We start from the raw sequence: 23,912 nt of genomic DNA, 5'->3' as shown, positions 1-23,912 counted from the left end.
GCGCGGCAGATGAAGCGCTGGATCGGTATGTAACCTGCAGCATTACTGAATTTGACGGTCAGAAGGCAGAGGGCATAACCCTCCGCTCGTCAAACGAGACATGCGGATTCCTCCCTCCTGGCAGGACTCTTCTGTGAACTTCACCTGAAGGGGAAATATCTCAGATGAACGAATGGAGAACGGTTATGAAGAGGGTTGCACGCGGGGAGTTTTTTTTATCTTTTCTCCTGAGTTATAACATCCTGTAAAATAAAAATCTCAAATAAATTATAATGAGCTTGCGTATATTGTTTATTGTTCAGGGTTTTAATATTTTGATAAAGAAATAGTAAAGGTATTTGTTTTAAATGTTTTTATGCCAAATCCTTGATTTTTGGGTTTCTGGGTTCTTGTACTCCTTTAAAATTACTGATTTAAATCATTTTATTTTGTTAATCCTGGGTAAAATGATTTTGCTTGTTTAATTTTATTTTGGCGGTATGATTTGATGTGCAGGAGGCGTTATTACGCGAAAAGGGTTTTCTCTGATTGAAATGTTGATTGTTATTGCGATATTGGGTATTTTGGCTGTTATTGCAATACCTCAGTATGCAAAGATAAGGATTAGGGCTGCCAATGCTACCACGCTTACCGATATAAAAAATGCAAAGACAGAGCTAAATGCTTTTTATTCAGAGAAAAATTATTACCTTTTTTAGTAATGGTTAAATATGAGAATATTGCTTGTTTTATTTGCGATATTTTTGCCATTTGTTTTGTTTGCCCAGAAGGTAGGAAGTAGCAATCCACTTGAGATATCGACTTCAAGTGGAGTGACTTTTGTTTACTATAACTCTCAGGATTGTTCATCGTCTATCCTGAAAATTGCAAAAAATATGTGATAGGAGGCATAAACAAAAGGGGGGGATATTGGTTATGCCACTACATCAAATATGTCCAATATACTAAAGAAAAAATTTTCAACAGGTTTGACTTCAGACTCCTTGAATATCCAGCAAACAGATGCCGGAGTTGACAATATGTCTGGCTGGTCTGATCTTTAGGGTTAATTGTGTCGGTAACTTCAATTATAGCATTTATTGTTGCTATTTTTATGCTGGCCATTGTGCCGGGACCCGGTGTCTATGCAGTTATCTCAAAATCGGTTTCAAGTGGTTTAAAGGGTGCTATTTGTACAATTTTTGGGATTATTACCGGAGATGTGATTTTTTTGCTTTTTGCAATATTTGGTCTTAAACATATTGCTGAATATCTTGGATTTTTCTTTGTATTTGTCAAATATGCAGGAGCACTTTACTTGTGTTTTTTGGGGTTGAAAAATATTTTAATAAAAGAGCGCAAAAGTGTTACCCCTGTATCGGGAGCTGATTTTTTGAGTGGACTTTCCATTACTCTTGGCAATCCAAAGGTGATACTGTTTTATTTAAGTTTTATGCCCACATTTTTGGACTTTAAGTTGTTGACGGGTGTTCATATTTTTGTAGTTGTTCTGATTGTAATTTTTGCACTGTTTATAGTTTTGTTTTCTTATGCTTATATGGCATATTTTGCCAGAAAAAGTTTTTATGATATTGCCAGTATTGGCTTTTTTGATAAAATAGCAGGGGCAGTTATGATACTGGCGGCAGCATCAATAATTGCAAAAGAAAATTAAATTATACAATAGCTTTATAAGATTGACAAAACTGATATGACAGTTTATTATTTCTCATGAATATTAGAACGCCTTTATATTATGTTCTTTCGGGTTTTAAGTATTATAAATTAATAGAAAGTAAAAAATATTTTTCTGAAATTAAAGAGGTATGTGATGATGAAATAAAATACTTTTTTAATAAAAGATACTTCAGGAATGAATCATGGTATTTGAGATATATGCATATTCTTGCATCTGTTTTTACGGTAAATCTTTTGTCGAGATATTTTGAACGTTTTCTGAAACAAAAATGTTACTTTTTAGACAGAAAATATACAATATTTGCTCATGCAACCTTTTATGCATTAAAAAGTTACAACGATAATAGAAAATTTTTTAAGATCGAAATAAATAGAGAAATATTTATTTCGGATATGATATACAAGATCAATGAGAAGGTTAAAAAGTTTTTTTGGGAATTACCAGGGACGATAAATTATGTTGATTTTGTTTTCGGCAACACACCTATAGGGGTAGAGCTTGAATTTTCAAATATTGGTCGTGATGCCGGTAAATTTTTTGTATCTGATAAAGGTGATCCGCTTTTAAATTTTTCCAAATGTCATCACTATCATTTGAAAAAATTTTTGTGGCGCTTTGGCGCATATATTGATGCGGAAATGCCATTCAAACAGTTTATAAAAAAAGGTGGATTCCTTGAATATACCTTTACAAGGCCAGATTCTACGCTTGAGTCGTCTATTCCACTGACTTCAAGTGCTCAATTTGCCGCGGAGCTTATTAAAGAAGCAGTGAGGTTTACACCCATAAAGCCTCATAGTCTTCATGTAACTTTGGAGTCGCCAATAATTGATTATCGTAAGCCTCTGATAGGTTTTGAGGAGTCTATTTTCATCTTGCTTTGTACAGGGCAGTATTTGATCCATGAGTCTAAAGTGGTTGAGTCAAGAATTATGGAAAAAAATATGAAAGATATTTTTATGAGCAGAAAGAGGAAGAATAATGGCAAATGGGTGGATACTGTAGAGTTTTCCAATATGAGGCTGTGTAGAGATTTCGTTGCAAGAGGGGTTTATGAGCCGTCGATAAATGTTTTTATCGCCTTTAAAAATATGTTCAGGTTTGAAGATATTTTGCCTTTTTCTTTGAAAATACAAAAATGGGGTGAAAAGCCAGACTATAAAATAGTCGACCGAGATAAAATGTTTAATTTGCTTGAAAAAGGGTTAAATATTGAAAAAAGTCTTCCAATAAACTATAAAAATAATATAATAGAGAGAATAAAGGAAATCTATAGCTACAATTGTGCATTGATAGGGAGTATAAATGGATAACAGTACATTTACTGTTTTTACTTACGGGACATTGATGAAGGGCTTTGAAGGTTATGAAAAATACCTGAAAAATTCCACTTTTTTAGGTTGCGGAGCAATAAATGGTAAGATGTATCACACCAATTCCGGCTATCCAGTAGTGATTAAATCGAGTTTTCCGGGTGAAAATAGGGTTAAAGGTGAACTATTTGAAGTAGATAAAAATACAATGATAAAACTGAGAAATTATGAAGGTATTTATTCTTTTTTTACTTATTATACAGAGGAAATTCTTCCTGTGACGCTTGAGGATGGCTCTGTTAAATATGCAAGAGTATTTGTTGCGCACCCTTTTGCAAAGCCTTTTATCAGACTTACTTCAAAAAAAGTAAAACACGGAGACTGGAGAAGGTATATTTCAGTGCCAAAAAATAAGTATCCGTAGATGGGTTTTGACAGCACTTCTAATTTTGATAAATTGCATCTTGCTTTTTGAGGCAATTATTCATTCATAAACCACAAAATAATTGACGCTGTCAAAGTTGAAACAAAAGCCAATACGAGCGATATGTTGAAATTTCCGTATTTATCAGCCAGAAATCCTGCTATTACAGGGCTTATAATTTGCCCTATTCCAAACAAGATTGTTAATTCCCCAATTACTTTATTTGATGCCTGCTTTGATATTTCTCTTCCATAATTAAGTGTCATTGCCACTATCCCTAAAAAAGTCCCGCCAAAGCCTATGGCGCTGATTATGTAAATAGTTATGTTTTGATATAAAACAGGCAAAATGATTGCAACACTTTGTATAATAAATGCAACAATCAGACTGTTTTTTGTGCCGTATTTGTGTGAAATCCTTGGCCATAGAAGCGTTGTTATAGCTGCCGAAATCCCTATCAAAACCCATGAAATATTTGCAGCATATACGGAATTAAGTGTTTTTGACAAAATACTTACAATGAATGTTGCTGTTATTATGTAGCCAAAACCCTCAAGGAAATAAGAGATATAAAGCTTTGTTAGTATAGTGTTTTTTGGGGTTGAAGATGTTGTAGTGCTGTTGTTGTGTTTTAATTCTACCATTTCCACATTTCTGAAACCAAAATAAAATGGTACGATACTTAAAGCTGCAAGTCCCAGCCATATAAAATCCGGCTCAAGAAAAATATTTAGAAAAGGGACCGCAATCCCTGTAAGGGCTATTCCTGTGCCGACGCCACAAAACATCCATCCTGAGATATGTTGATACCCTCTGTTTGCAAGACTTTGAAGTACAAATGCAACCCCCAAAACATTTAAAAAACCGCTCGTAATTCCTACAATAAAACGCCAAAAATACCATGCAAACATCGTGTGAGAAAATGCCATAATTCCCGTAGAAAACAGGCATATTATGAGACTTGCCTTGTAAATTATAAACTGGCTTTTGGTGTTTTTTATATATTTTGAGAGGATTGCACCAAGGAGGTATCCAAAGTAGTTTATAGAGGCAATATTTCCTGCTATTGTATTTGAAAACCCGTAATGCTTTTGCATGATTGGCAGGATGGGGGTAAAAGCGAATCTTCCTACAGCCATTGCAAGAAACAGTGCAAAAAAACCGCCAAATACAATTTTGTAAGGTTCTTTTAAGTTGTTGGACATGATAAATTGTATCTAAAAAATATAAAATTGCAAAAGTAAAATTGAGAAAATGAAATAAAAAAATCTCTTGATTTTTTTGCTGCATTTTATATATATAGTTTCTGTTAGCACTCGATAAAGATGACTGCTAATAACATTAATATAAATAATATTAAGGAGGTCAAAATGGCAAACATTAAGCCACTTCAGGACAGAGTACTTGTTAAGCGTATTGAAGCTGAAGAGAAAACAGCTTCAGGAATTATTATTCCTGATACTGCAAAGGAAAAGCCTCAGGAAGGTGAAGTTATTGCAGTTGGGCCAGGAAAAGTTCTTGATAATGGTACTAAGGTTGAGCTGACTGTTAAAGTTGGTGATAGGGTTCTATTTAGCAAATATGCAGGAACTGATGTTAAGATCGATGGCGTTGAATATCTCATAATGAGAGAAGACGACATTTTGGGTATTATTGGGTAAATAAAAGTAATAAGGAGGATAAATTATGGCGAAGGCTATAACTTTCGGTGATGAAGCAAGGCAGGCTATTTTAAGAGGTGTTGATAAGCTTGCTAATGCTGTAAAAGTCACTTTAGGACCAAAAGGAAGAAATGTAGTTATTGAGAAAAAGTTTGGTTCACCGCTTGTAACTAAAGATGGTGTTACTGTTGCCAAAGAGATTGAGCTTAAAGATCCAATTGAGAATCTTGGAGCTCAGATGGTTAAAGAAGTTGCTTCAAAGACAAGTGATGTGGCAGGTGACGGTACTACTACCGCAACTGTTCTTGCGCAAGCTATTTATAGAGAGGGAATGAAAAATGTTGTAGCCGGCGCAAATCCAATGGAGCTTAAAAGAGGTATTGACAAGGCTGTAGAAGCTGTGGTTGCCAAGTTGAAAGAAATTTCCAAACCTATCCAGAACAAAACAGAAATTGCTCAGGTAGGTACCATTTCTGCCAATAACGACAAAGAAATTGGTGATATCATTGCAGATGCAATGGACAAAGTTGGTAAAGACGGTGTTATTACAATTGAAGAAAATAAATCAACTGAAACTGTTCTTGATGTAGTTGAAGGTATGCAGTTTGACAGAGGGTATCTGTCACCTTATTTTGTTACAAATCCTGATACTATGGAAGCTGTTCTTGAGAATGCATACATTCTTATTTGCGAAAAGAAAATTACAAGCATGAAAGATCTTCTTCCAATTCTTGAGCAGCTTGCAAAGCAAAATTCACAGTTTTTAATCATAGCTGAAGATATAGAAGGTGAGGCTCTTGCTACACTTGTTGTAAACAAATTGAGAGGAACATTAAACTGCGCTGCTGTTAAAGCCCCAGGATTTGGTGACAGAAGAAAAGAGATGCTGAAAGATATTGCAGTGCTTACCGGTGGCCAGGTTATAAGCGAAGATCTTGGTCTTAAACTTGAGAATGTAAAACTTTCTGACCTTGGTAGGGCGAAGAAAATAGTTGTTGATAAGGAAAATACAACTATTGTTGAAGGGGAAGGCAGCTCTGATGATATTATGGCAAGAGTTAATCAGATTAAAAAGCAAATTGAAGAGACTACTTCAGACTACGACAGAGAAAAGCTTCAGGAAAGACTTGCAAAACTTGTTGGTGGTGTTGCTGTAATAAAAGTGGGTGCTACTACAGAAACTGAAATGAAAGAGAAAAAAGCAAGGGTAGAAGATGCCCTTAATGCTACAAAGGCTGCAGTTGAAGAAGGTATTGTTCCTGGTGGTGGAGTAGCACTTATCAGAGCAAGGGCTGCGCTTGATAACCTTAAACTTGTTGGTGATGAGCAGATTGGTGTTGAAATTATCAAGAAGGCGCTTGAATATCCAATCAGGCAGATTGCAGAAAATGCTGGTTTTGAAGGCTCTATCGTAGTGGATAAGATTGTACAGAATGAAAATGTGGCTTTTGGTTTTAACGCTGCTACTGAAGAATATACCAATATGATTGAGGCTGGTGTAATCGATCCTACTAAGGTTACAAGAAGTGCATTGCAAAATGCTGCTTCTGTATCAGGCCTTATGATTACAACAGAAGCTACAATTACAGAAATTCCAGAAAAGAAAGAAGCTCCAGCTGCTCCTGGTGGTATGCCAGGAATGGATGGAATGTATTAAAAAATATATAAGGCCGACCTTTGGGTCGGCTTTTTTTGTCTGTTGTTGACAATAATGGTATCTAAGTTAAAATATGATATGATGGAAACTTATATATTGGACAGACTCAATAATATATTGGCAACAGAAAATGTCAAAGATAATATAGTAGGTGTAAATTATTTCGACTTTTCATATGACGAAGTTCTTGTAAATATGCTTAAAAATATATTTGACAAAGTTAGGATAAATGAAAAAACGTTTTCAACTACGTATCGGTGCGACAATGACGATTATGTTCGATATTTTAAGTTAAATATTATTCCGATGAAAAATCAAATGATTAAATTGGAGCATATTTTAACCAAACAAACAAAAAGAAAAACAAGCTTAAAAAACTTTGGTCGTTCTTCAAAAACTTACAAGATGTGTGCATGGTGTAACAAAGTTTTATATAATGGCAAATATATAGAAATTGAACATGCAATAAACGGACTTAATATTTTTGACGATGAAGGGATTCCTTCTTTTACCCATGGCATATGTGAGTCCTGTATATCGAAAATTGACAGAGAGTTAACCTCTTATGAATTATAATTATCCTTTATTATAAAATCGATATCCAAAAAACAAAAGAAAATATAGAAAGTGCACTACTTAATATTATTACGCTACTTGCCAAATCTTTATCCCCACCCATTTCAGAAGCCAAAATATAGTTAACCGTAGCTGCAGGTGAAGAGAGCATTATAACAAGTATGTTGGAAGAGAAAGTTGTGCTTGGTGAAGTAATTTTTAATAATACTAATGCTATTAATGGTAAAAGAAATAGTTTGTAGATAACGTTTAAAAATATAATCTTGAAACTTCCTTTAACCTTTTTAAAGTCAAGTGTTGCTCCAATACTGAAAAGAGCAAGAGGGAGCGTTACATTACTCATTAATTCCAGCGATTTATTTAGAAAGTTAGGGATTTTTATCGATAAAAGTGAAAAAAATATTCCTGAGATACATGCAATTGCAAGTGGATTGAATAAAGTATTTTTTATAAAATTTTTTAAACTCATTTTTTTGTCTGAAGTCATTATAAGGCTTATTACCGACATTAAATTTACAACAGGTACAATGAAAGCCATCAGTATACTTGCAATTGTCAGCCCTTTATCTCCAAATGCATAATAACATACAGGAAGACCCATGTATGCATAGTTTGCTCTAAAACTGTTCATTGCAAATGTTCCAATGGAAGATTTCTTAAAACCGAATAAGTTGCCGGTGATAAAGCTGATAAAAAACATTATAAATATTGTACTTGCCATTATAATCAAAAGATAGGAAAGGGAAAAACTTTTTATGTTTGAGTTTGCTATTTTGTAAAATAAAAGCACAGGGAGTAAAAAATAAAAGATAAGCTTATTTGATACATTCATGAAGTGTTGGTCAAAAAATTTAAGTCTGTAAAGGATATTTCCTGTTGCTAAAACAATAAATATTGGTAAAACTATAAGTAATACTTCAAACATGTTTATTTATATTACAAAACTTAAGGTGTTGTAAATGAAATTTTTTTGTTCGAAAGATTGTCCTGACGGTTGCCATTTTGAGATAACTGAGAGTGGCAAGTTTAAAGCACTGCCAAATGTATTTGATAAATCCCCCTTTTTTTGCAGTAAATTAATAAAGTTTTACAGACGTGAAATTAAGCCTGAAGAATGCTTCTATGTGGATAAAGGCAGAAAAATAAAATGTGATTATCAAACTGCAATTGATAAAATGTCAGAGCTGTTAAAATCTTCGAGAAATATTTTATTTTTGCGAGGCTCAGGTAGCCTTGGATACAAAATGAGATATTGGGATATGTTTTTTAGCAATTTTGACAAATGCCATTTTGTGTCGGATAACCCATGTGATGAAACTGGTGTTATTGCCCATGAAGAAGATTTTGGAGTTTGCACAAACCCGGATGTGAGAAATCTCGAGCATGTAGATACGATTATCATTTTTGGAAGAAATGCCAGAGTGGTCAATCAACATTTGTATTCATATTTAAAACATTTGAAAAAAGAAATAATCTATATTGATCCTATAAAAAGTGAAACGGCCAAGATTGCCAAAAAATACATCAGAATAAATCCTGCCACAGACGGAATACTTTGCAATCACATTTTAGGTAGTCTGGGATATATAAAAAATTTTTTAAATCTGGATGAAACTATTAAATTGACAGGTATTTCAAGAGAAGATATTGAATTTTTGAAAAGTAAAATAAAACCAAAAAAAACGGGTCTTATAACAGGTTTTGGACTGCAAAGATATTCTAACGGTAAAAATATAGTTCAATGGATAAACCGACTTGCCTATTATACTGACAATCTTGACACTCTTTATTATGGAAAATCTTCGAGTGCTTACCTATCGGGTATTTCTGTAAATAAAAAGAATAAAATAACTATTAAAGAAGCATACGACAGGTTGAAAACCGGATATTTTGACCTTGTGGTAATTGTAGCTGCCAATCCTTTAGTGACATACCCTGAAACAAATTTTCTAAAAAAAATTTTTGATAATGTAAATCTTGTAACTATTGATACGAATCTTACAGATACAGTTGATAAATCAAATATTTTTATAAAGGTTGGAGGAATGTTTGCTCAGGACGATATCCTGGGTAGCTATTTTTTTGATGGTGTGATGAATAAAAGGGAAAGATTTCTTGATACAATTTCTGATACAGATGTGGTTAAGATGCTTTCTGAAAAATTTGATTTTCAGATAAAGGTCAAAAGTATTGATGAGATAAACTACGAAAAAAAAGCTTTAAGGAGGAATTTTACAAAAGATGAGATAGGGATAAGTTTGCCAATTATGGGCAATGGATTAAGGCTTATTTCAAACTCCCACAGTTTGTACTTGAACTCTCAGCTTGCAGAGGACGAAATTGCGGAAGAATTTTTACATATTTCACCCGATGATGCATATAAATTTGATATAAATGACGGTGATATGGTTGAACTTTTTAATGAGTATGGAAACTTAAAAATACATGCAAAAATTACAGATAAAGTTGCAAAAGGTTATGTAATGGTCTATAAAAGCAAAAAATACTTTGGTAATACGCCGAATATTTTGACAAAGATGAGTCAAACAGATGCAGGGCTTGCTGTGGCATATTATGATACATTTGTAAATATCAGGAGAGCAGAATGAAAAGATTTAACAAATATTTTGGTGGAGAATATCTAAAATATTGGTATGTAGCGTTTTTTATAGTATTGGCAGTAATGGTTTTTGACTTTTACAATGACAGGTCAGTTGAGACTTATAGGCTTACGATTTATGATAGTACAGGTAATGTGGTGGAGAAGAGGGAAATTAGCAGATATGAATTATCGAGGAGCAATATCGTACTGCCGATTACCAAATCATTTGAACCTATCAAAAGATTCTAATTTAAGGAGTGCCTTATGGACTACAAAATAAAGGATATAAATCTTGCCGATTGGGGAAGAAAAGAGATAGAGATCGCCGAGCATGAAATGCCAGGCCTTATGGCAATCAGAGAGAAATACAGTGCCGAAAAGCCTTTAAAGGGTGTACGGATAACCGGCTCACTGCATATGACTATTCAGACTGCTGTACTTATTGAAACGTTAGTTGAGCTTGGAGCAGATGTAAGATGGAGCAGCTGCAATATTTTTTCTACTCAAGACCATGCTGCAGCAGCGATTGCCAAAAGCGGTGTACCTGTATTTGCCTGGAAAGGTGAAACTTTGGAAGAGTATTGGTGGTGCCTTGAGCAGGCTTTGACATTTCCTGGTGGTAAAGGTCCTCAGCTTATTGTGGATGATGGCGGAGATGCTACATTAATGGTTCATCTTGGTGTAAAGGCAGAGAAAGATCCTTCTGTCCTTGATAAAGAGACGCACGGTGAAGATGAAAAGGAACTGATCAAAAGGTTAAAAATAATTTTAAAAGAGAGTCCTGGTAAGTTCACAGAAATGATAAAAGAGCTTAAAGGTGTTTCTGAGGAAACTACGACTGGTGTCCACAGACTTTATCAAATGATGCAAAAAGGTGAGCTCTTAATTCCAGCAATAAATGTAAATGATTCTGTTACTAAATCAAAATTTGACAATCTTTACGGTTGTAGAGAATCTTTGATTGATGGTATCAAAAGAGCAACAGATGTAATGGTTGCCGGCAAGGTTGCTGTTGTCTGTGGATATGGCGATGTAGGTAAAGGCTCTGCTCAATCTTTAAGAGGCCAAGGAGCAAGAGTAATAGTAACAGAGATTGACCCAATTTGTGCTCTTCAGGCTGCTATGGAAGGTTATGAGGTAAAGACTGTTGAAGATACTCTTGGTATTGGAGATATATATGTGACTACTACCGGTAACAGGGATGTTATCAGAATAGAGCACATGGAAAAGATGAAAGACCAGGCAATAGTGTGTAATATTGGACACTTTGATAACGAAATTCAGGTAGACAAATTAAATAATTACCCAGGGATAAAAAAGGTAAACATAAAACCACAGGTGGATAAATATATTTTTCCTGACGGACATGAAATATTCCTGCTTGCAGAAGGCAGACTTGTAAATCTTGGTTGTGCCACAGGTCACCCATCATTTGTAATGTCCAACAGCTTTGCCAATCAGGTGCTTGCACAGATAGATTTGTGGAAAAACAGAGATAAATACATACCAGGTGTTTATGTACTACCGAAGAAACTTGATGAAGAGGTTGCAAGACTTCATTTGGAAAAAATCGGAGTCAAGCTTACAAGGCTTACTCCTGAGCAGGCAGAGTACATAGGTGTACCTGTTGAAGGGCCATATAAACCTGACCACTACAGATATTAAATAAAAAAGGGGAATTACTTCCCCTTTTTTTTATCTTTCTTTTTTGCTTCCTTTTTGTATCGATCCTCGATACTGCATGAATCGGCAGCTCAGCCGCCACCTTTGAAAAGGCTTAAAACAATTATCAAGCCTATAAATAAAATAAGGCCGATATACTCACTGTATTGGCTCAAAATTGCCTCCTTTTGATTTTATTCTAATTTAGTTATTTTTTTTGATAATTCAATCTCTCTTTTATCTGTTGTTATCTTCAAACTGAGATAACTGTTTTCAAAACTTACCCAGGAGGGATGCCCCAGGTAAATGTTAAGTTCATCATTTTTTTCTAAAGAGAAATTTACCGAACCATTTGGAAAATTAATTGTTTTATCTTTTATTCTCAAGACCGGTACAGGTAAAATCTTCAAAGGGTTTGTTGACCATGAATATTTATATTTGCCAGAAAGAGCAATATCAATATTAGTAATATTCCCTTCAATATTTGAAATTTTTACGATGACATCTGTTTTGCCATCCCCTTTTATCTCTTTTGAAGTGGATGCAAAGTCTTTATCCGTTTTGAATATTTCCAAGGTTGCCTTACCTTCTTCCTTCTTTGAAAAATATGTTACTTCAAATGTAGGAGCCAACTCATCTATGGCTTTTTCATTTGAGAAGGAAATACTTTCATTAAAACCATATTCCGGAAGAAAACCGATGAAGTATTCTTTGTCAGGAGAATCTATTTCAAACTTATAGCGTTTTGGAAAATCACCTTCTTCAACAATTATTTCATATTTTTTGTTTAAAATCAAATGTCCTTCATTTATTTCACCGGTAAACAGATATAATGGAATCTTTTTTTCTGTTTTTTCTCGGGGAAGCCTCACAAGGCTAAGTGCATATGAAATATCATAAGGGGAATTTTCAAATTCCAATATTTTAAAGTGTATATACTCTGAGATTTCTTTAGAATTATTGATAGTTAAATCTTCGTTGTTGTAGTTTGCAATATTGAGCTTTTTGTCGGTGGTAATTTTTTCAAGTAGAAACTTTTCATCAATTAACAAATTTTCTTCTTTTGTTTCTGTCAGTAATACTCCCTTGACGGTTGCTTTGCCGCCAAACCCCACAACATTCCCAATAATATCATTGTTTTTTACAATAAACTGAAATTTCTGAACACACTTAAAGGTAGACCCTGAGGGGGTACAATCCCTGATAAAACTATAAAAATTATCATTGACTTTTATGTTTTTAAGATTGTTTTTTATATTGTCTATGTAAATTTCTCCGGTATTTTTTTCTTTGTCGATTATAATTAATCCTTTCTCTTTTTTATTTAGGTATGTGATTTCAACTTCAGCTGCAAAAGGAGTTTTTGCTTTAGGTTTTGGGGAAGGTTCTTCTAAAATAAAATTTTTTATAAATTCAAGGTTTTTACCTTTTTTGTTTTTGTATTTTATCTCAAATTGGTATCGTCCGTTTTCGTCACTAATCGTTTCATATCCATACCCTATAAGCTTCAATTTTGCACCTTTGATAGGTTTGTTACCGGAATCAGCAACTTTTCCTTTTATAATAACTCCTGATATGTTTAATTCGGTAGATATGATTTCTTCAACCGATTCAAAATTTTTGTAAGATAGTTTGAGTCTGAATCTGTCAAGAAAGAATCTGTCAATATTTGCCAGCATATAATTTTTAATTGCTTTGTCAAAATAATCGGCAAACTCCATTAACGCAAATCCATCGTCAGTCTTGATATCTATAAGGAAATTTTTATTTACTATTATGATATTGTATTCAGCCTTAAAATCTTTTAATGACAATGGCTTAAACAAAACAGTTGATTCTTCGCCAAAATCTACTTTTTTTCTGACAGGCAAATTGGAGTTTTTTACAAGCATTTTGTATAGCCTATCTGATGTATCAGTATTTTTTGCGTAATAAATGGAAATATCCACTGTAAAATTAGTGTTTCTGTTTATCCCGAGTATCTTTTCCTCTTTTTCGTTGTAATAATTGTATGTACTGCTGAGCCTAACATAGTCATCATTTCTGCTTTCGGTTATGCTTGTGTAAAGCCATTTTTTGTTACCACCCTGCAACTGACTTGATTTTGGGAAAAAATTATATAAGTCATCAAGTGGGTTTGATCCAAAAACAGTTAGTGGGATTAAAATTATGAAAAATAACCTTAACATAAAAGTATTTCTTTCATAAAATAAATAAATTTTCAACAGGATATTTGGTAATATATTAATTTGCCTAAATTATGGCTGCAAACATTATTAATGAACAATAATTTTGCATATAGTGCCCAAGATTTAACCATTAGCTTTATTCAATTTTTGTAAAATACTTTTTTATCATATAAATAGATAGTTGGTATGCTTATTGTTAAGAATAAAGGAAAAAGTGTGGAGGCAATATGAAGAAGTTTATTTTGACTATTTTGTTATCAGCGATACCTTTGAGCTTATTTGCTGCTGAGCCAAACCAGATAGACGGTGGTGACACAGCATGGATGATTGTGGCAACTGCGCTTGTAATGTTTATGACCCCAGCAGGGCTTGCCCTTTTTTATGGTGGTATGACCCGAACCAAAAACATTTTAAACACAATAGGTATGAGTTTTGTATCATATGCAATAGCTTCTCTGCTCTGGGTAATAATCCTTTTCTCACTCTCCTTTGGCAGTGATATTGGTGGTATTATAGGTGGCTTTGATTATGTCTTTTTTAAAAATATAAAGGTTACTGACGTAGAAGGAGGCATTCCAAAAATTATATTTGCAGTTTTCCAGATGACATTTGCTGGGATTACTGTTGCACTTATTAGTGGCTCAATAGTAGAAAGAGTTAAATTTGGTTTCTGGGTAATTTTTAGTACACTGTGGCTGATACTTGTGTATGCACCGGTAGCTCACTGGGTATGGGGCGGCGGATTTATAGGAACAAAGATAGGTGCACTTGATTTTGCAGGTGGTACCGTTGTTCACATAAACGCAGGTGTATCAGGACTTGTTTTAGCTTTATTGGCTGGTAAAAGAAGAGATTATGGGCGCACGGCAATAATACCTTCTTCAATTGTACTTACAGTTTTAGGTGCCGGTATGCTTTGGTTTGGTTGGTTTGGATTTAATGCAGGCAGCCAACTGGCTGCCGATGGGATAGCAGCCAATGCTTTTCTTGTTACAAATACATCTGCAGCAGCAGGTGCTCTTTCATGGTTACTAATTGAGCAAATCGTTGCCAAAAAGCCTACAATGCTTGGTGCTGCATCAGGTGCCGTAGCTGGACTTGTGGCAATTACCCCTGCTGCGGGATTTGTTTCTGCTCCAGCTTCAATAATTTTTGGAATACTTTCGGGGATATTAGGTTTTATTGGAGTGTTCGTAATAAAAAGTAAACTAAAATATGACGATTCTCTTGATGCTTTTGGTGTACACGGCTTATGCGGTATTTTGGGTGCAGTGCTGACCGGTGTATTTGCAAATCCAGAAATAAATGAAGCTGGTGTAGGGCTTTTGTATGGAAACCCATCCCAGGTTTGGGCACAAGTTGTCTCGATAATCATAACAGTTGTTTATTCAGGAATTTTAACAGTAATAATTTTCTATATTACTAAAATATTTGTTCCTGTTAGAGTTGAGGATGAAGATGAAATAAGAGGGCTTGATGAAGTTGAACATGGTGAACGAGGATTTAATATATAGAATTATCAGGCGGAAACTGCTTCCGCCTTTTTTATTATGCTGTTTTTACTTTCTTCTTTGCTATAATTGTCATTGTTTCCACAAAGCCTGAAAAAGCCATCGCAAAATATAAATAGCCTTTTGGGATATGAAAATGCACGCCTTCGGCAACAAGGGTGACACCAATTAATAACAAAAAGCTTAATGCAAGCATTTTTATTGAAAGATGTTTTTCGATGAAATGGCTGATTTTTTCAGCGGCAAATAGCATTACAAACATTGCAATAATTATAGCTCCAATCATTGCTACTAAATTGTGTCCTATACCGACAGCAGTGATTACCGAATCAAGAGAAAAGACTATATCAAAAAGTCCAATTTGGACTACTACAGCAGTTAATGTAACATGTTTTAAGTCTTCCTCTTTCTTATGATTATCCTCATCTACAAGATTATGAATTTCATGTGTCCCTTTATAAATTAAAAAAAGTCCGCCTCCCAGAAGGATTAAATCTTTAAACGAGATACCAGTATTAAATATTATAAATAAAGGTTTTGTAAGCTTCATTAGCCATGTAATACTTAAAAGCAAAAGTAATCGTGTTATCAGAGCTAAAGATATACCCAGCTTGCGTCCTAATCTTTGCTGATGTTCCGGTAATTTTCCGGACAAGATTGATATTACCACAATATTATCAACACCCAAGACAATTTCGAGTATACTTAGAGTCAACAAGCTAACGAAAAAAGCCGATGAAAACTCCATAAATTACCTCATATTTCGTAAAGTGTTAAAAGATTTTTGTTGTCAACTTTTTTGCCTTTAAATTTTTCATAAGCCTCAGTAATGTTTATGCTGCCCCCCTTTGATAACACGCTATTTACAAAATTTTCGGCAAGTTTTTTATCAAAGATTTTGTTTTCAACAAAAAGGTAAAATGCATCAGCACTGAGTCTTTCAGCCCATTTGTAGCTGTAATATCCGGCAGCATAGCCACCTGAAAATATATGGGAAAATTGATTTTCAAATAGTACATATTCAGGCACTTCAAACAGAGAAGTTTTTTCTCTTATCTGTTTAAGGATATTGTGAGCAGTATCAAAGTCAGTGACATTTTTATGATGAATCTCCATATCAAATATGGCAAACTCAAGCTGTCTTAAAAACATTATGCCTGAGTTAAAGTTTTTTATCTTTTTTAATGTTTTTTTCATATCGTCAGGCATTTTTTCGCCTGATTTATAATGACTTGCAATCATATCTAAAACTTCACTTTCGAAATAAAAATTTTCTAAAAACTGTGAAGGAAATTCTACTACATCCCACTTCACGCCATTTATTCCGCTTACAAAAATATTGTCTACGTTACTTAAAAGATGATGAAGTGCATGCCCCATTTCGTGAAAGAGTGTTTCTACATCAGAAGGTCTTAATAATGAAGGAGATTTTGAAGTGGATTTTGGAAAATTTGCAACTACAAACGCTGAAGGCAGATTTATATTCCCTTTCAAATCCTTGTATCGTGTTTCATAATCGTGCATCCACGCTCCGTCCCTTTTCCCTTTTCTTGCTTCTAAGTCCATGTAAAGTCTGCCGATTATCTTTCCATTCTTTTTCAGGTTGAAGGCATCTGCTTTTTTGTGCCATAGAGGGATATCAATTTTTTCAAAAGTAATACCTAAAAATTTTTCCAGGAAAGAAAACATTCCTTTTACTACACTTTCTTTTTCAAAATACACCCTAAAATCTTCATCTTTGTATCCGAATTTTTTCATCTTTAACTTTTCAGACAAAAATGCGGTATCGTAAGGCATTATCTTTTTTATATTGTATTTTGTTGCTATTTCATTCAATTCTTTAACTTCACTTAAAGCTTTTTTTCTGCAGGGTTCAATCAGTTCATAAAGAAAATTTAACACATCTTCTGGGCTTTTTGCATCCTTTGTTTCAAGGGAAAGTTCAGCATAATTTTTAAATCCCAAAATTTTTGCCATTTCATCCCTTAACATAAGTATTTCGGAGATAATTTCGCTATTTTGTTTGGCCCTTGTGTAGTAATGTTTGTACATTGTTTCCCTTTTTTGTATGTTTTTACAATAAGTCATAAATGAGATATAACTTGGAGCATGAAGCGTAAACTCAAATGTCTCTCCTTTTTTGTATGTTGTTTTATCAGATTCGGGCATATCTATAATATCTGCTTCATCTACCTGCATTTTAAAGGCATTAGTATCGTTTAATACATTTTGAAAGAAATTGTTAGTAAGCTCACTCAGCTTCAAATTTATCTCTTTAATTCTCTTTTTCTTGTCCTTTTCAAGACCTACACCTGAAAGTTCATAATCTCTAATTAAATCGATTAATACCTCTTTTCTTTCACCATCAACTTCAAATTGACTTTGATAGGTTTTAAGCTTTTGATAAATATTTTCATCTTGGGAAAGCTTTGTATGAAATTCTGTAAGGTAGTTAATGGCTTTTGAATATTCTTTTTGGGTAAGTTTGCTGTTTTTTACTGAGTTTAAGTGGGAAAGAGGGGTGAATTCCAACCCTACTGGGTAAGTGGTTTCCTGATATTTTGATAAAAAATTATCGTCAATGTCACCATTTTTAATGTTGTTAATTTTTTCTTCAGTTTCGCTGATTAATGCTTTTAAACGTTTTGCTGAGCCTTTTGTCTCAAATTTGCTGATATCACAAAACATGTTGCCTCCAAATATATTTGTTATTTTTTGTAGTTATGTTATAATAATTTTAAAATAGTGTAAACCAATTAAATAATGAGGTGAAACATGGAAAAAGAAAAATTTATCAAATATTTTGAACATGAAAATAAAAAATATCAATATTTTGACATTTCAGAGTTATCGCCGGAGGTTAAAAATCTACCCTTTTCAATAAGGGTACTTCTTGAAAATATTTTAAGAAAGTATGACGGTAAAATAGTCAAAGATGAACATATTAATGAAATATTAGAGTATAAAGGGAAATATGACAAGCCATTTGAAATACCTTTTTATCCGGCAAGAGTGTTAATGCAGGATTTTACCGGCGTACCCTGTGTGGTTGACCTTGCAATGCTTAGAGATGCAGTTAATGAAAAAGGGCTGGATGCCTCCATGATTAATCCTCAGGTGCCAGTGGAGCTTATATGTGATCACTCTGTTCAGATAGATTATTATGGTGCTTCTGATGCGCTTAATAAAAATGTTGCCCTTGAATACAGCCGAAATAGTGAAAGATACAAATTATTAAAATGGGCGCAGAAAAGTTTTGAAAATTTCAAAGTAGTTCCGCCAAACTCAGGAATTTGCCATCAGGTAAATCTTGAGTATCTTGGCAGGGTCGCAATGACGGATGAGGTAGGTGGCTCAGACTTAGTTTTCCCCGATACTGTTGTAGGGACAGATTCTCACACACCTATGATAAATGGTATAGGTGTACTTGGTTGGGGGGTTGGTGGTATTGAAGCTGAAGCTGTTGCACTGGGGCAGCCTTATTTTATGCCTCTTCCTGAAGTAATCGGAGTTAAATTAGTTGGTGAATTAAAAGAAGGTGTAACAGCTACGGATTTAATTTTAACTATTACGGAAATGCTTAGAAAGTATAAAGTTGTGGGCAAATTTGTGGAGTTTTTTGGTCAAGGTGTTTTAAATCTACCTATCACTGACAGGGCGACAATCTCAAATATGACCCCTGAATGTGGCTCTACAGTTAACTTTTTCCCCGTAGATGATAAAGTTGTAGATTTTCTTGGAAGGACTAACAGGAAGGAATATGCAGCTCTTGCAGAAAAATATTATAAACTTAGCGGAATGTTTTTTAAAGGGGATGAAACTCCTAAATATACTGACGTGTTAGAATTTGACTTAACAAAAGTGGAGCCTTGTCTTGCCGGACCTTCAAGGCCTCAGGATAAAATTTTCCTTAAAGATATTAAGACAAAGTTTGATGATATAGTTGAAAAGAAATATAATGGTGCTGAAATTGTAATAAATGATGAAAATGTGACTCTAAAAGATGGTAGCGTAGTTATAGCAGCGATTACATCTTGTACAAACACCTCAAACCCTTCAGTAATGCTTGGTGCAGGCCTTGTGGCAAAAAAAGCGGTTGAAAAAGGTCTGAAAATTAAGCCTTTTGTAAAAACTTCTCTTGCGCCCGGCTCAAAGGTAGTAACCGATTATCTCAAAAAAGCAAATCTGCTCCCTTATTTAGAGGCACTCGGGTTTCATGTAACTGCTTACGGATGTACCACATGTATCGGCAACAGCGGTCCTTTGAACCCTATAGTTGAAAAAGCAATAGTTGATAATAAGTTAAATGTAGCTTCAGTGCTGTCAGGTAATAGAAACTTTGAGGCGAGAGTTCACAACAGAGTCCGCTCTAACTTTTTGGCTTCACCAATGCTTGTGGTTGCTTTTGCCCTTGCTGGAAGAGTAAATATTGATATGGAAAAAGAGCCTATCGGTTATAATCCAAATGGTGAGCCTGTATTTTTAAAAGATATCTGGCCAAGCCAGGAAGAGATAGCAGAATATGTTCAAAACAGTATAGACCCGGAATTTTACAAAAAAGAGTATAGTGTTATTTTTGATGGCGACAGATTTTGGCAAGAGCTTAATGTGGAAGAGAGTAAGGTTTATAAATGGGATGAAAAATCTACTTATATTAAAAAACCACCTTTTGTTGACGGGTTTGATAAGATTTCCACAGAAAAAGAAGATATAAATGATGCTTATGCGCTTCTTGTTTTGGGGGACAGTGTAACTACTGACCATATTTCCCCGGCAGGCTCTATTCCAAAAGATTACCCTGCAGGGAGATATCTTCTTGAGCATGGAGTAAAGGTTGAGGATTTCAATTCTTACGGTTCAAGAAGGGGGAATCATGAGGTTATGATGAGGGGTACATTTGCAAATGTCAGAATAAAAAATAGATTGGTTGCGCCAAAAGAGGGTGGATTTACCGTTAAATTTCCTGAAAAAGAAGAAGGATATGTTTTTGATATTGCTATGCAATATTTAAAGGAAGGAAGAAACCTCATTGTCCTTGGCAAAAAAGAATATGGGAGTGGCTCATCAAGGGATTGGGCGGCAAAAGGGACAGTGCTTCTTGGTGTAAAGGCTGTAATAGCAGAGAGTTTTGAGAGGATTCATAAGAGCAATCTTGTAGGAATGGGTGTCTTGCCGCTGCAGTTTAGGGAAGGTCAGTCTTATGAAAGTCTTGGAATAAGCGGAAATGAAAAATTTTCGATTTTAGGGCTTGGTGATTTAAAGCCCGGGCAAATTTTAAAAGTTATAGCCGAAAAAGAGGATGGTGCAAAGATAGAATTTGAAGCCCTTTCAAGACTTGATACTGAAATAGAGGTAGAGTACTATAAATCTGGTGGAATATTACCTTATGTGCTAAAGAAATTTGTGGGGTAAAAAATCGAGAGGTTGCAATGGCAAAACCATTTGTTAAATGGGCGGGCGGGAAATCTCAGCTTTTAGATGAAATTGGCAAAACAATACCCGCCTGCTTTAAATACAAAAAATTTACTTTTATTGAGCCTTTTGTTGGTGGAGGTGCAGTTTTATTTTATATGATTGAAAATTATCCCGAATTGGAAAAAATAGTTATAAATGATATTAATTCTGATTTGATAAATACTTACAATGTAATAAAAAATAATATAAATGAACTGATTTTAGTCTTGAAAGAATTGGAAAAAGAATATCACTTACTTGAAGACAAGTTAGATGCAAAAAAACATTTTTATTATTCAAAAAGGGACGAATTTAATATGCGAAGTTCAAAACCAACTATGCAGGCAGCTTTGTTTATTTTTCTGAACCGCACATGTTTTAATGGTTTATATCGTGTAAACCGTAAAAATGAATTTAACGTTCCTATAGGTAGTTACAAAAAGCCCATGATTTGTGATGAGGAAAATTTAAGAGCAGCAAATAAAGCATTGCAAAAAGTAATTATATTAAATGGAGATTTTGAAGAAACATTGAAATATGCTGAAGGGGAAGCCTTGTTTTATTTTGACCCTCCATACAAACCTTTAAGTAAAACCTCCAGTTTTAATTCTTATTCAAAAGAAGAGTTTGACGATGCGGATCAGATAAGACTCTCTAATTTTTGTAAAAAATTAGATTCGTTAGGTTATTGTTGGATTTTAAGTAATTCCGACGTGAAAGGACAAAATCCGAACGATAATTTTTTTGATGATTTGTATAGTGAATTTAATATCAAAAGAGTGTTTGCAAGGAGAAATATAAATGCTAATCCAAATAAACGAGGAGAATTAACGGAGTTATTGATTACAAATAATGCTTATGAAAAAACTATGTCAATTGCTAAATAAAACTGAGGATGAACTTTTTAACCAGATAATATCAACCTTTAAAGATAAAATTACACAATGGAGTTATTTTGTAAACTGGAAGAAGGTTTTGCAAAATATTAAACCAATTGAAAAGGAATTGAATTTACTTAATTATCTTATTGGAAAAAAGGATTTACACAAAGAAACTATTAGCTTAATGTTAAAATACCCCGAAACTATTAAAGCCATTCCTTTACTTCTTGCTATAAGAGACAACTCATTAGAAGTCTTGATAGACACAAGAAATTTTATTTATCGAGAATTCAATTTTTCAAAGAAAACTTACAAAAAAGAAGAAATAGAAGCATTTGCGGATTTTATCTTAAAAAGTGGTTTGGGAGATCTGTTACAAGATAAAAAAATTAAAAATTTAGTGGACTATGCAACTGGTGTTGAAGTGGGGATTGATAGTAACGGAAGAAAAAACCGTGGTGGAGCTTTAATGGAAAATTTGGTTGAAGAGTTTGTAAGGGAAACTTGCAGTGAGTTGGGAATTGAATATATGCCACAAGCCACGGCTAAAAAAATAAAAGATAAATGGAATATAGATGTTAAAGTTGATAAGTCTTCTCGCATAATTGATTTTGCAATAAATAAAAACGGAAAACTTTATTTTATTGAAGTTAATTTTTATGGTGGTGGAGGTTCAAAACTTAAATCAACTGCTACTGAATACATCAAAATGAATGAGTATTGGAATAATCAAGGGATTGAATTTATCTGGATAACCGATGGGGCTGGTTGGAAATCTACCTTAAAGCCTTTAAGGGAGTATTTTGACAAAGCGGACTATTTGCTGAATTTGGAAATGTTAAGAAATGGAGTTTTAAAAAGGATATTGGAATAATGGCAATAAGAAACGACTATTCCATAAATATAAATTTAAACAATATAGAAAACTTTACTACAAGAGATGCTGTAAGAACTTTTTTATTGCAACAGTGGGCGCAAGAAAATCAGGGTCAGAAATATCGATATTTTGTTGAAACTCTCTCTGACGGTTCGCGAATATATTTAGAACGTCCTGGAAGATTAAATAAGGGTTGTGATTTTGTTATTTATGCTGAAAATAAATATTTATGGAATAATGGAAACGACAGACCACCTGACCATAATTTTGTTTTAAACGATTTAAGAAACAAGAAACAATTGCTAAGTCAAGCACAGTGGCAAGCATTCTTAAATGGGGTAAACATTATGTATAATTGTGGAACATATCTAAATGCCCTTGGGCAATTAGGACAATTGCCAGTTGGAAATGGGCACAATTATGAATTAATATTAAAGCTTACACGGTGGTTTTTTATTGAACAAGATGTTACATATTGGTCTGGTCAAGGTAGAGCTATGTTTTATGATGCTATTCTAAGTATTTAACTATGATTAAACCCTACTTCAAATCAAAAGATAAAACTTTTATTTTGCTTCATGGTGATACATTTGAGCTTCTTCCACAGTTCGATTTTAAGTTTGATATGGTTTTTGCAGATCCCCCATATTTTTTATCCAACGATGGATTAACCATAAAAAACGGAAAAATAACAAGCGTAAATAAGGGTGGATGGGATAAATCAAAGGGTTTTGAATATATAAACGATTTTAACCGCAGATGGTTAAAACTTGTTAGAGATAAAATGAAAGAAAATGCTACTATCTGGATAAGCGGTACAATGCATAATATTTTTAGTATTGGCCAAATTTTAATTGAGCTGGATTTTAAAATTCTAAACATAATCACCTGGCAGAAAACCAACCCACCGCCAAATTTTTCCTGTAAATATTTTACCCATTCGACCGAGCAGATTATCTGGGCGAGGAAGAATGCAAAAGTATCTCACTATTTTAATTATGAGTTGATGAAAGAGATTAACGGGGGGAAGCAAATGAAGGATGTTTGGGTTTTACCTGCTATTGCGAAATGGGAAAAAAGTTGCGGAAAACACCCGACGCAAAAACCACTTTCGGTATTAACAAGAATCATCCTTGCCTCCACGAAACAAGGAGCCTGGATTTTAGATCCTTTTACCGGAAGTAGTACCACTGGAATTGCAGCAAATCTGCTGGGAAGAAAATTTATAGGTATTGATACCGATAAAAAATATTTGGAATTAAGCAAATACAGGAAAATAGAGATTGAAAATCCACCTGTATGGCATAGTTATAGAAATAGATTAACAGACTTAAATACGGATAAAGAGCAAAAAATTGGATTAATAAATGAGCCGGAATTATCATATGAGACTGACATTGATTATATTTTTAAAAATCAGTAAGTCA

22 protein-coding genes are annotated in these 23,912 nt (G+C 34.0%); 17 read left to right on the top strand and 5 right to left on the bottom strand.

The window, feature by feature from the left end; all coding sequences use genetic code 11:
* Positions 1 to 533: 533 nt before the first annotated feature.
* The 5 genes from ACTCAF_RS02970 to ACTCAF_RS02950 all read left to right on the top strand — a co-directional run bounded on the left by ACTCAF_RS02970 (position 534) and on the right by ACTCAF_RS02950 (position 3,415).
* Complete coding sequence (locus tag ACTCAF_RS02970; RefSeq protein ID WP_463061814.1) at positions 534 to 698, top strand: type IV pilin protein; 165 nt, start codon at positions 534 to 536, stop codon at positions 696 to 698.
* Positions 699 to 710: 12 nt separating this feature from the next.
* Positions 711 to 881, top strand: coding sequence for a hypothetical protein (locus ACTCAF_RS02965; RefSeq protein ID WP_463061813.1), 171 nt, complete (start codon positions 711 to 713; stop codon positions 879 to 881).
* 170 nt (positions 882 to 1,051) lie between these two features.
* Positions 1,052 to 1,654, top strand: a complete 603-nt coding sequence (locus tag ACTCAF_RS02960; RefSeq protein ID WP_463061812.1) for a LysE family translocator — start codon at positions 1,052 to 1,054, stop codon at positions 1,652 to 1,654.
* Positions 1,655 to 1,710: 56 nt separating this feature from the next.
* Positions 1,711 to 2,991, top strand: coding sequence for a hypothetical protein (locus tag ACTCAF_RS02955; RefSeq protein ID WP_463061811.1), 1,281 nt, complete (start codon positions 1,711 to 1,713; stop codon positions 2,989 to 2,991).
* Complete coding sequence (locus ACTCAF_RS02950; RefSeq protein WP_463061810.1) at positions 2,984 to 3,415, top strand: gamma-glutamylcyclotransferase family protein; 432 nt, start codon at positions 2,984 to 2,986, stop codon at positions 3,413 to 3,415. Before ACTCAF_RS02955 ends, ACTCAF_RS02950 begins: the two co-directional genes overlap by 8 nt.
* 56 nt (positions 3,416 to 3,471) lie before the next feature.
* Here ACTCAF_RS02950 and ACTCAF_RS02945 read toward each other — a convergent pair whose 3' ends face one another.
* Positions 3,472 to 4,620, bottom strand: coding sequence for a YbfB/YjiJ family MFS transporter (locus tag ACTCAF_RS02945; protein ID WP_463061809.1), 1,149 nt, complete (start codon positions 4,618 to 4,620; stop codon positions 3,472 to 3,474).
* 165 nt (positions 4,621 to 4,785) lie between these two features.
* Between ACTCAF_RS02945 and groES the strand changes: the two genes are divergently transcribed.
* From groES to ACTCAF_RS02930, 3 genes are read left to right on the top strand one after another with little or no spacing between them, the layout of a single operon-like run.
* Positions 4,786 to 5,076 (top strand): co-chaperone GroES, encoded by a 291-nt coding sequence (groES, locus tag ACTCAF_RS02940; RefSeq protein ID WP_463061808.1) that lies wholly within the window; start codon positions 4,786 to 4,788, stop codon positions 5,074 to 5,076.
* 25 nt (positions 5,077 to 5,101) lie between these two features.
* Entirely contained in the window at positions 5,102 to 6,733 is a 1,632-nt protein-coding gene (gene groL / locus ACTCAF_RS02935; RefSeq protein WP_463061807.1) for a chaperonin GroEL, read from the top strand.
* A 54-nt stretch (positions 6,734 to 6,787) separates the two neighbouring features.
* The gene (locus tag ACTCAF_RS02930) at positions 6,788 to 7,309 is read left to right on the top strand and encodes a hypothetical protein (RefSeq protein ID WP_463061806.1); all 522 of its coding nucleotides are present in this window, start codon (positions 6,788 to 6,790) and stop codon (positions 7,307 to 7,309) included.
* A gap of 10 nt (positions 7,310 to 7,319) precedes the next feature.
* Here the strand turns inward: ACTCAF_RS02930 and ACTCAF_RS02925 are convergent, their stop codons facing one another.
* Positions 7,320 to 8,234 (bottom strand): AEC family transporter, encoded by a 915-nt coding sequence (locus tag ACTCAF_RS02925; RefSeq protein ID WP_463061805.1) that lies wholly within the window; start codon positions 8,232 to 8,234, stop codon positions 7,320 to 7,322.
* A 34-nt stretch (positions 8,235 to 8,268) separates the two neighbouring features.
* On the opposite strand from ACTCAF_RS02925, the gene ACTCAF_RS02920 reads away from it, so the two are divergent.
* Genes ACTCAF_RS02920 through ahcY form a run of 3 tightly spaced genes read left to right on the top strand, consistent with a single transcriptional unit; the run spans position 8,269 to position 11,576 of the window.
* Complete coding sequence (locus ACTCAF_RS02920; protein WP_463061804.1) at positions 8,269 to 9,918, top strand: molybdopterin dinucleotide binding domain-containing protein; 1,650 nt, start codon at positions 8,269 to 8,271, stop codon at positions 9,916 to 9,918.
* Positions 9,915 to 10,160 (top strand): hypothetical protein, encoded by a 246-nt coding sequence (locus ACTCAF_RS02915; RefSeq protein WP_463061803.1) that lies wholly within the window; start codon positions 9,915 to 9,917, stop codon positions 10,158 to 10,160. Before ACTCAF_RS02920 ends, ACTCAF_RS02915 begins: the two co-directional genes overlap by 4 nt.
* Positions 10,161 to 10,175: 15 nt before the next feature.
* On the top strand, positions 10,176 to 11,576 hold the full coding sequence (gene ahcY, locus ACTCAF_RS02910) for an adenosylhomocysteinase (RefSeq protein ID WP_463061802.1): 1,401 nt from the start codon (positions 10,176 to 10,178) through the stop codon (positions 11,574 to 11,576).
* A 191-nt stretch (positions 11,577 to 11,767) separates the two neighbouring features.
* Here the strand turns inward: ahcY and ACTCAF_RS02905 are convergent, their stop codons facing one another.
* Complete coding sequence (locus tag ACTCAF_RS02905) at positions 11,768 to 13,762, bottom strand: carboxypeptidase-like regulatory domain-containing protein (protein WP_463061801.1); 1,995 nt, start codon at positions 13,760 to 13,762, stop codon at positions 11,768 to 11,770.
* A 227-nt stretch (positions 13,763 to 13,989) separates the two neighbouring features.
* On the opposite strand from ACTCAF_RS02905, the gene ACTCAF_RS02900 reads away from it, so the two are divergent.
* Positions 13,990 to 15,276 (top strand): ammonium transporter, encoded by a 1,287-nt coding sequence (locus ACTCAF_RS02900; RefSeq protein ID WP_463061800.1) that lies wholly within the window; start codon positions 13,990 to 13,992, stop codon positions 15,274 to 15,276.
* A 34-nt stretch (positions 15,277 to 15,310) separates the two neighbouring features.
* On the opposite strand, the gene ACTCAF_RS02895 is transcribed toward ACTCAF_RS02900, so the two are convergent.
* Positions 15,311 to 16,021, bottom strand: coding sequence for a TerC family protein (locus tag ACTCAF_RS02895; protein ID WP_463061799.1), 711 nt, complete (start codon positions 16,019 to 16,021; stop codon positions 15,311 to 15,313).
* A gap of 8 nt (positions 16,022 to 16,029) precedes the next feature.
* Entirely contained in the window at positions 16,030 to 17,961 is a 1,932-nt protein-coding gene (locus tag ACTCAF_RS02890; protein ID WP_463061798.1) for a M3 family metallopeptidase, read from the bottom strand.
* Between the two features lie 87 nt (positions 17,962 to 18,048).
* Between ACTCAF_RS02890 and acnA the strand changes: the two genes are divergently transcribed.
* Genes acnA through ACTCAF_RS02865 form a run of 5 tightly spaced genes read left to right on the top strand, consistent with a single transcriptional unit; the run spans position 18,049 to position 23,908 of the window.
* Complete coding sequence (acnA, locus tag ACTCAF_RS02885) at positions 18,049 to 20,685, top strand: aconitate hydratase AcnA (protein WP_463061797.1); 2,637 nt, start codon at positions 18,049 to 18,051, stop codon at positions 20,683 to 20,685.
* Positions 20,686 to 20,702: 17 nt separating this feature from the next.
* A complete protein-coding gene (locus ACTCAF_RS02880; protein WP_463061796.1) occupies positions 20,703 to 21,614 on the top strand; it encodes a DNA adenine methylase in 912 nt (303 codons plus the stop codon).
* Positions 21,586 to 22,482 (top strand): type II restriction endonuclease, encoded by an 897-nt coding sequence (locus ACTCAF_RS02875; RefSeq protein ID WP_463061795.1) that lies wholly within the window; start codon positions 21,586 to 21,588, stop codon positions 22,480 to 22,482. The genes ACTCAF_RS02880 and ACTCAF_RS02875 overlap by 29 nt, the downstream gene beginning before the upstream one ends.
* Positions 22,482 to 23,012 (top strand): hypothetical protein, encoded by a 531-nt coding sequence (locus tag ACTCAF_RS02870; RefSeq protein WP_463061794.1) that lies wholly within the window; start codon positions 22,482 to 22,484, stop codon positions 23,010 to 23,012. The genes ACTCAF_RS02875 and ACTCAF_RS02870 overlap by 1 nt, the downstream gene beginning before the upstream one ends.
* Before the next feature lie 2 nt (positions 23,013 to 23,014).
* Entirely contained in the window at positions 23,015 to 23,908 is an 894-nt protein-coding gene (locus ACTCAF_RS02865) for a DNA-methyltransferase (RefSeq protein WP_463061793.1), read from the top strand.
* Positions 23,909 to 23,912 lie beyond the last annotated feature (4 nt).

Source organism: Deferrivibrio sp. (assembly GCF_055117995.1).
The sequence above is the reverse complement of the archived record's forward strand: the minus strand, read 5'-3'. Positions and strand labels throughout refer to the sequence as shown.

Bases quoted from the DNA above. Each gene is read 5' to 3' on its own strand.
- ACTCAF_RS02970 (WP_463061814.1), top strand. From the start codon at position 534: ATGTTGATTGTTATTGCGATATTGGGTATTTTGGCTGTTATTGCAATA.
- ACTCAF_RS02965 (WP_463061813.1), top strand. From the start codon at position 711: ATGAGAATATTGCTTGTTTTATTTGCGATATTTTTGCCATTTGTTTTG.
- ACTCAF_RS02955 (WP_463061811.1), top strand. From the start codon at position 1,711: ATGAATATTAGAACGCCTTTATATTATGTTCTTTCGGGTTTTAAGTAT.
- ACTCAF_RS02950 (WP_463061810.1), top strand. From the start codon at position 2,984: ATGGATAACAGTACATTTACTGTTTTTACTTACGGGACATTGATGAAG.
- ACTCAF_RS02945 (WP_463061809.1), bottom strand. From the start codon at position 4,620: ATGTCCAACAACTTAAAAGAACCTTACAAAATTGTATTTGGCGGTTTT.
- groES (WP_463061808.1), top strand. From the start codon at position 4,786: ATGGCAAACATTAAGCCACTTCAGGACAGAGTACTTGTTAAGCGTATT.
- groL (WP_463061807.1), top strand. From the start codon at position 5,102: ATGGCGAAGGCTATAACTTTCGGTGATGAAGCAAGGCAGGCTATTTTA.
- ACTCAF_RS02930 (WP_463061806.1), top strand. From the start codon at position 6,788: ATGGTATCTAAGTTAAAATATGATATGATGGAAACTTATATATTGGAC.
- ACTCAF_RS02925 (WP_463061805.1), bottom strand. From the start codon at position 8,234: ATGTTTGAAGTATTACTTATAGTTTTACCAATATTTATTGTTTTAGCA.
- ACTCAF_RS02920 (WP_463061804.1), top strand. From the start codon at position 8,269: ATGAAATTTTTTTGTTCGAAAGATTGTCCTGACGGTTGCCATTTTGAG.
- ACTCAF_RS02915 (WP_463061803.1), top strand. From the start codon at position 9,915: ATGAAAAGATTTAACAAATATTTTGGTGGAGAATATCTAAAATATTGG.
- ahcY (WP_463061802.1), top strand. From the start codon at position 10,176: ATGGACTACAAAATAAAGGATATAAATCTTGCCGATTGGGGAAGAAAA.
- ACTCAF_RS02905 (WP_463061801.1), bottom strand. From the start codon at position 13,762: ATGTTAAGGTTATTTTTCATAATTTTAATCCCACTAACTGTTTTTGGA.
- ACTCAF_RS02900 (WP_463061800.1), top strand. From the start codon at position 13,990: ATGAAGAAGTTTATTTTGACTATTTTGTTATCAGCGATACCTTTGAGC.
- ACTCAF_RS02895 (WP_463061799.1), bottom strand. From the start codon at position 16,021: ATGGAGTTTTCATCGGCTTTTTTCGTTAGCTTGTTGACTCTAAGTATA.
- ACTCAF_RS02890 (WP_463061798.1), bottom strand. From the start codon at position 17,961: ATGTTTTGTGATATCAGCAAATTTGAGACAAAAGGCTCAGCAAAACGT.
- acnA (WP_463061797.1), top strand. From the start codon at position 18,049: ATGGAAAAAGAAAAATTTATCAAATATTTTGAACATGAAAATAAAAAA.
- ACTCAF_RS02880 (WP_463061796.1), top strand. From the start codon at position 20,703: ATGGCAAAACCATTTGTTAAATGGGCGGGCGGGAAATCTCAGCTTTTA.
- ACTCAF_RS02875 (WP_463061795.1), top strand. From the start codon at position 21,586: ATGAAAAAACTATGTCAATTGCTAAATAAAACTGAGGATGAACTTTTT.
- ACTCAF_RS02870 (WP_463061794.1), top strand. From the start codon at position 22,482: ATGGCAATAAGAAACGACTATTCCATAAATATAAATTTAAACAATATA.
- ACTCAF_RS02865 (WP_463061793.1), top strand. From the start codon at position 23,015: ATGATTAAACCCTACTTCAAATCAAAAGATAAAACTTTTATTTTGCTT.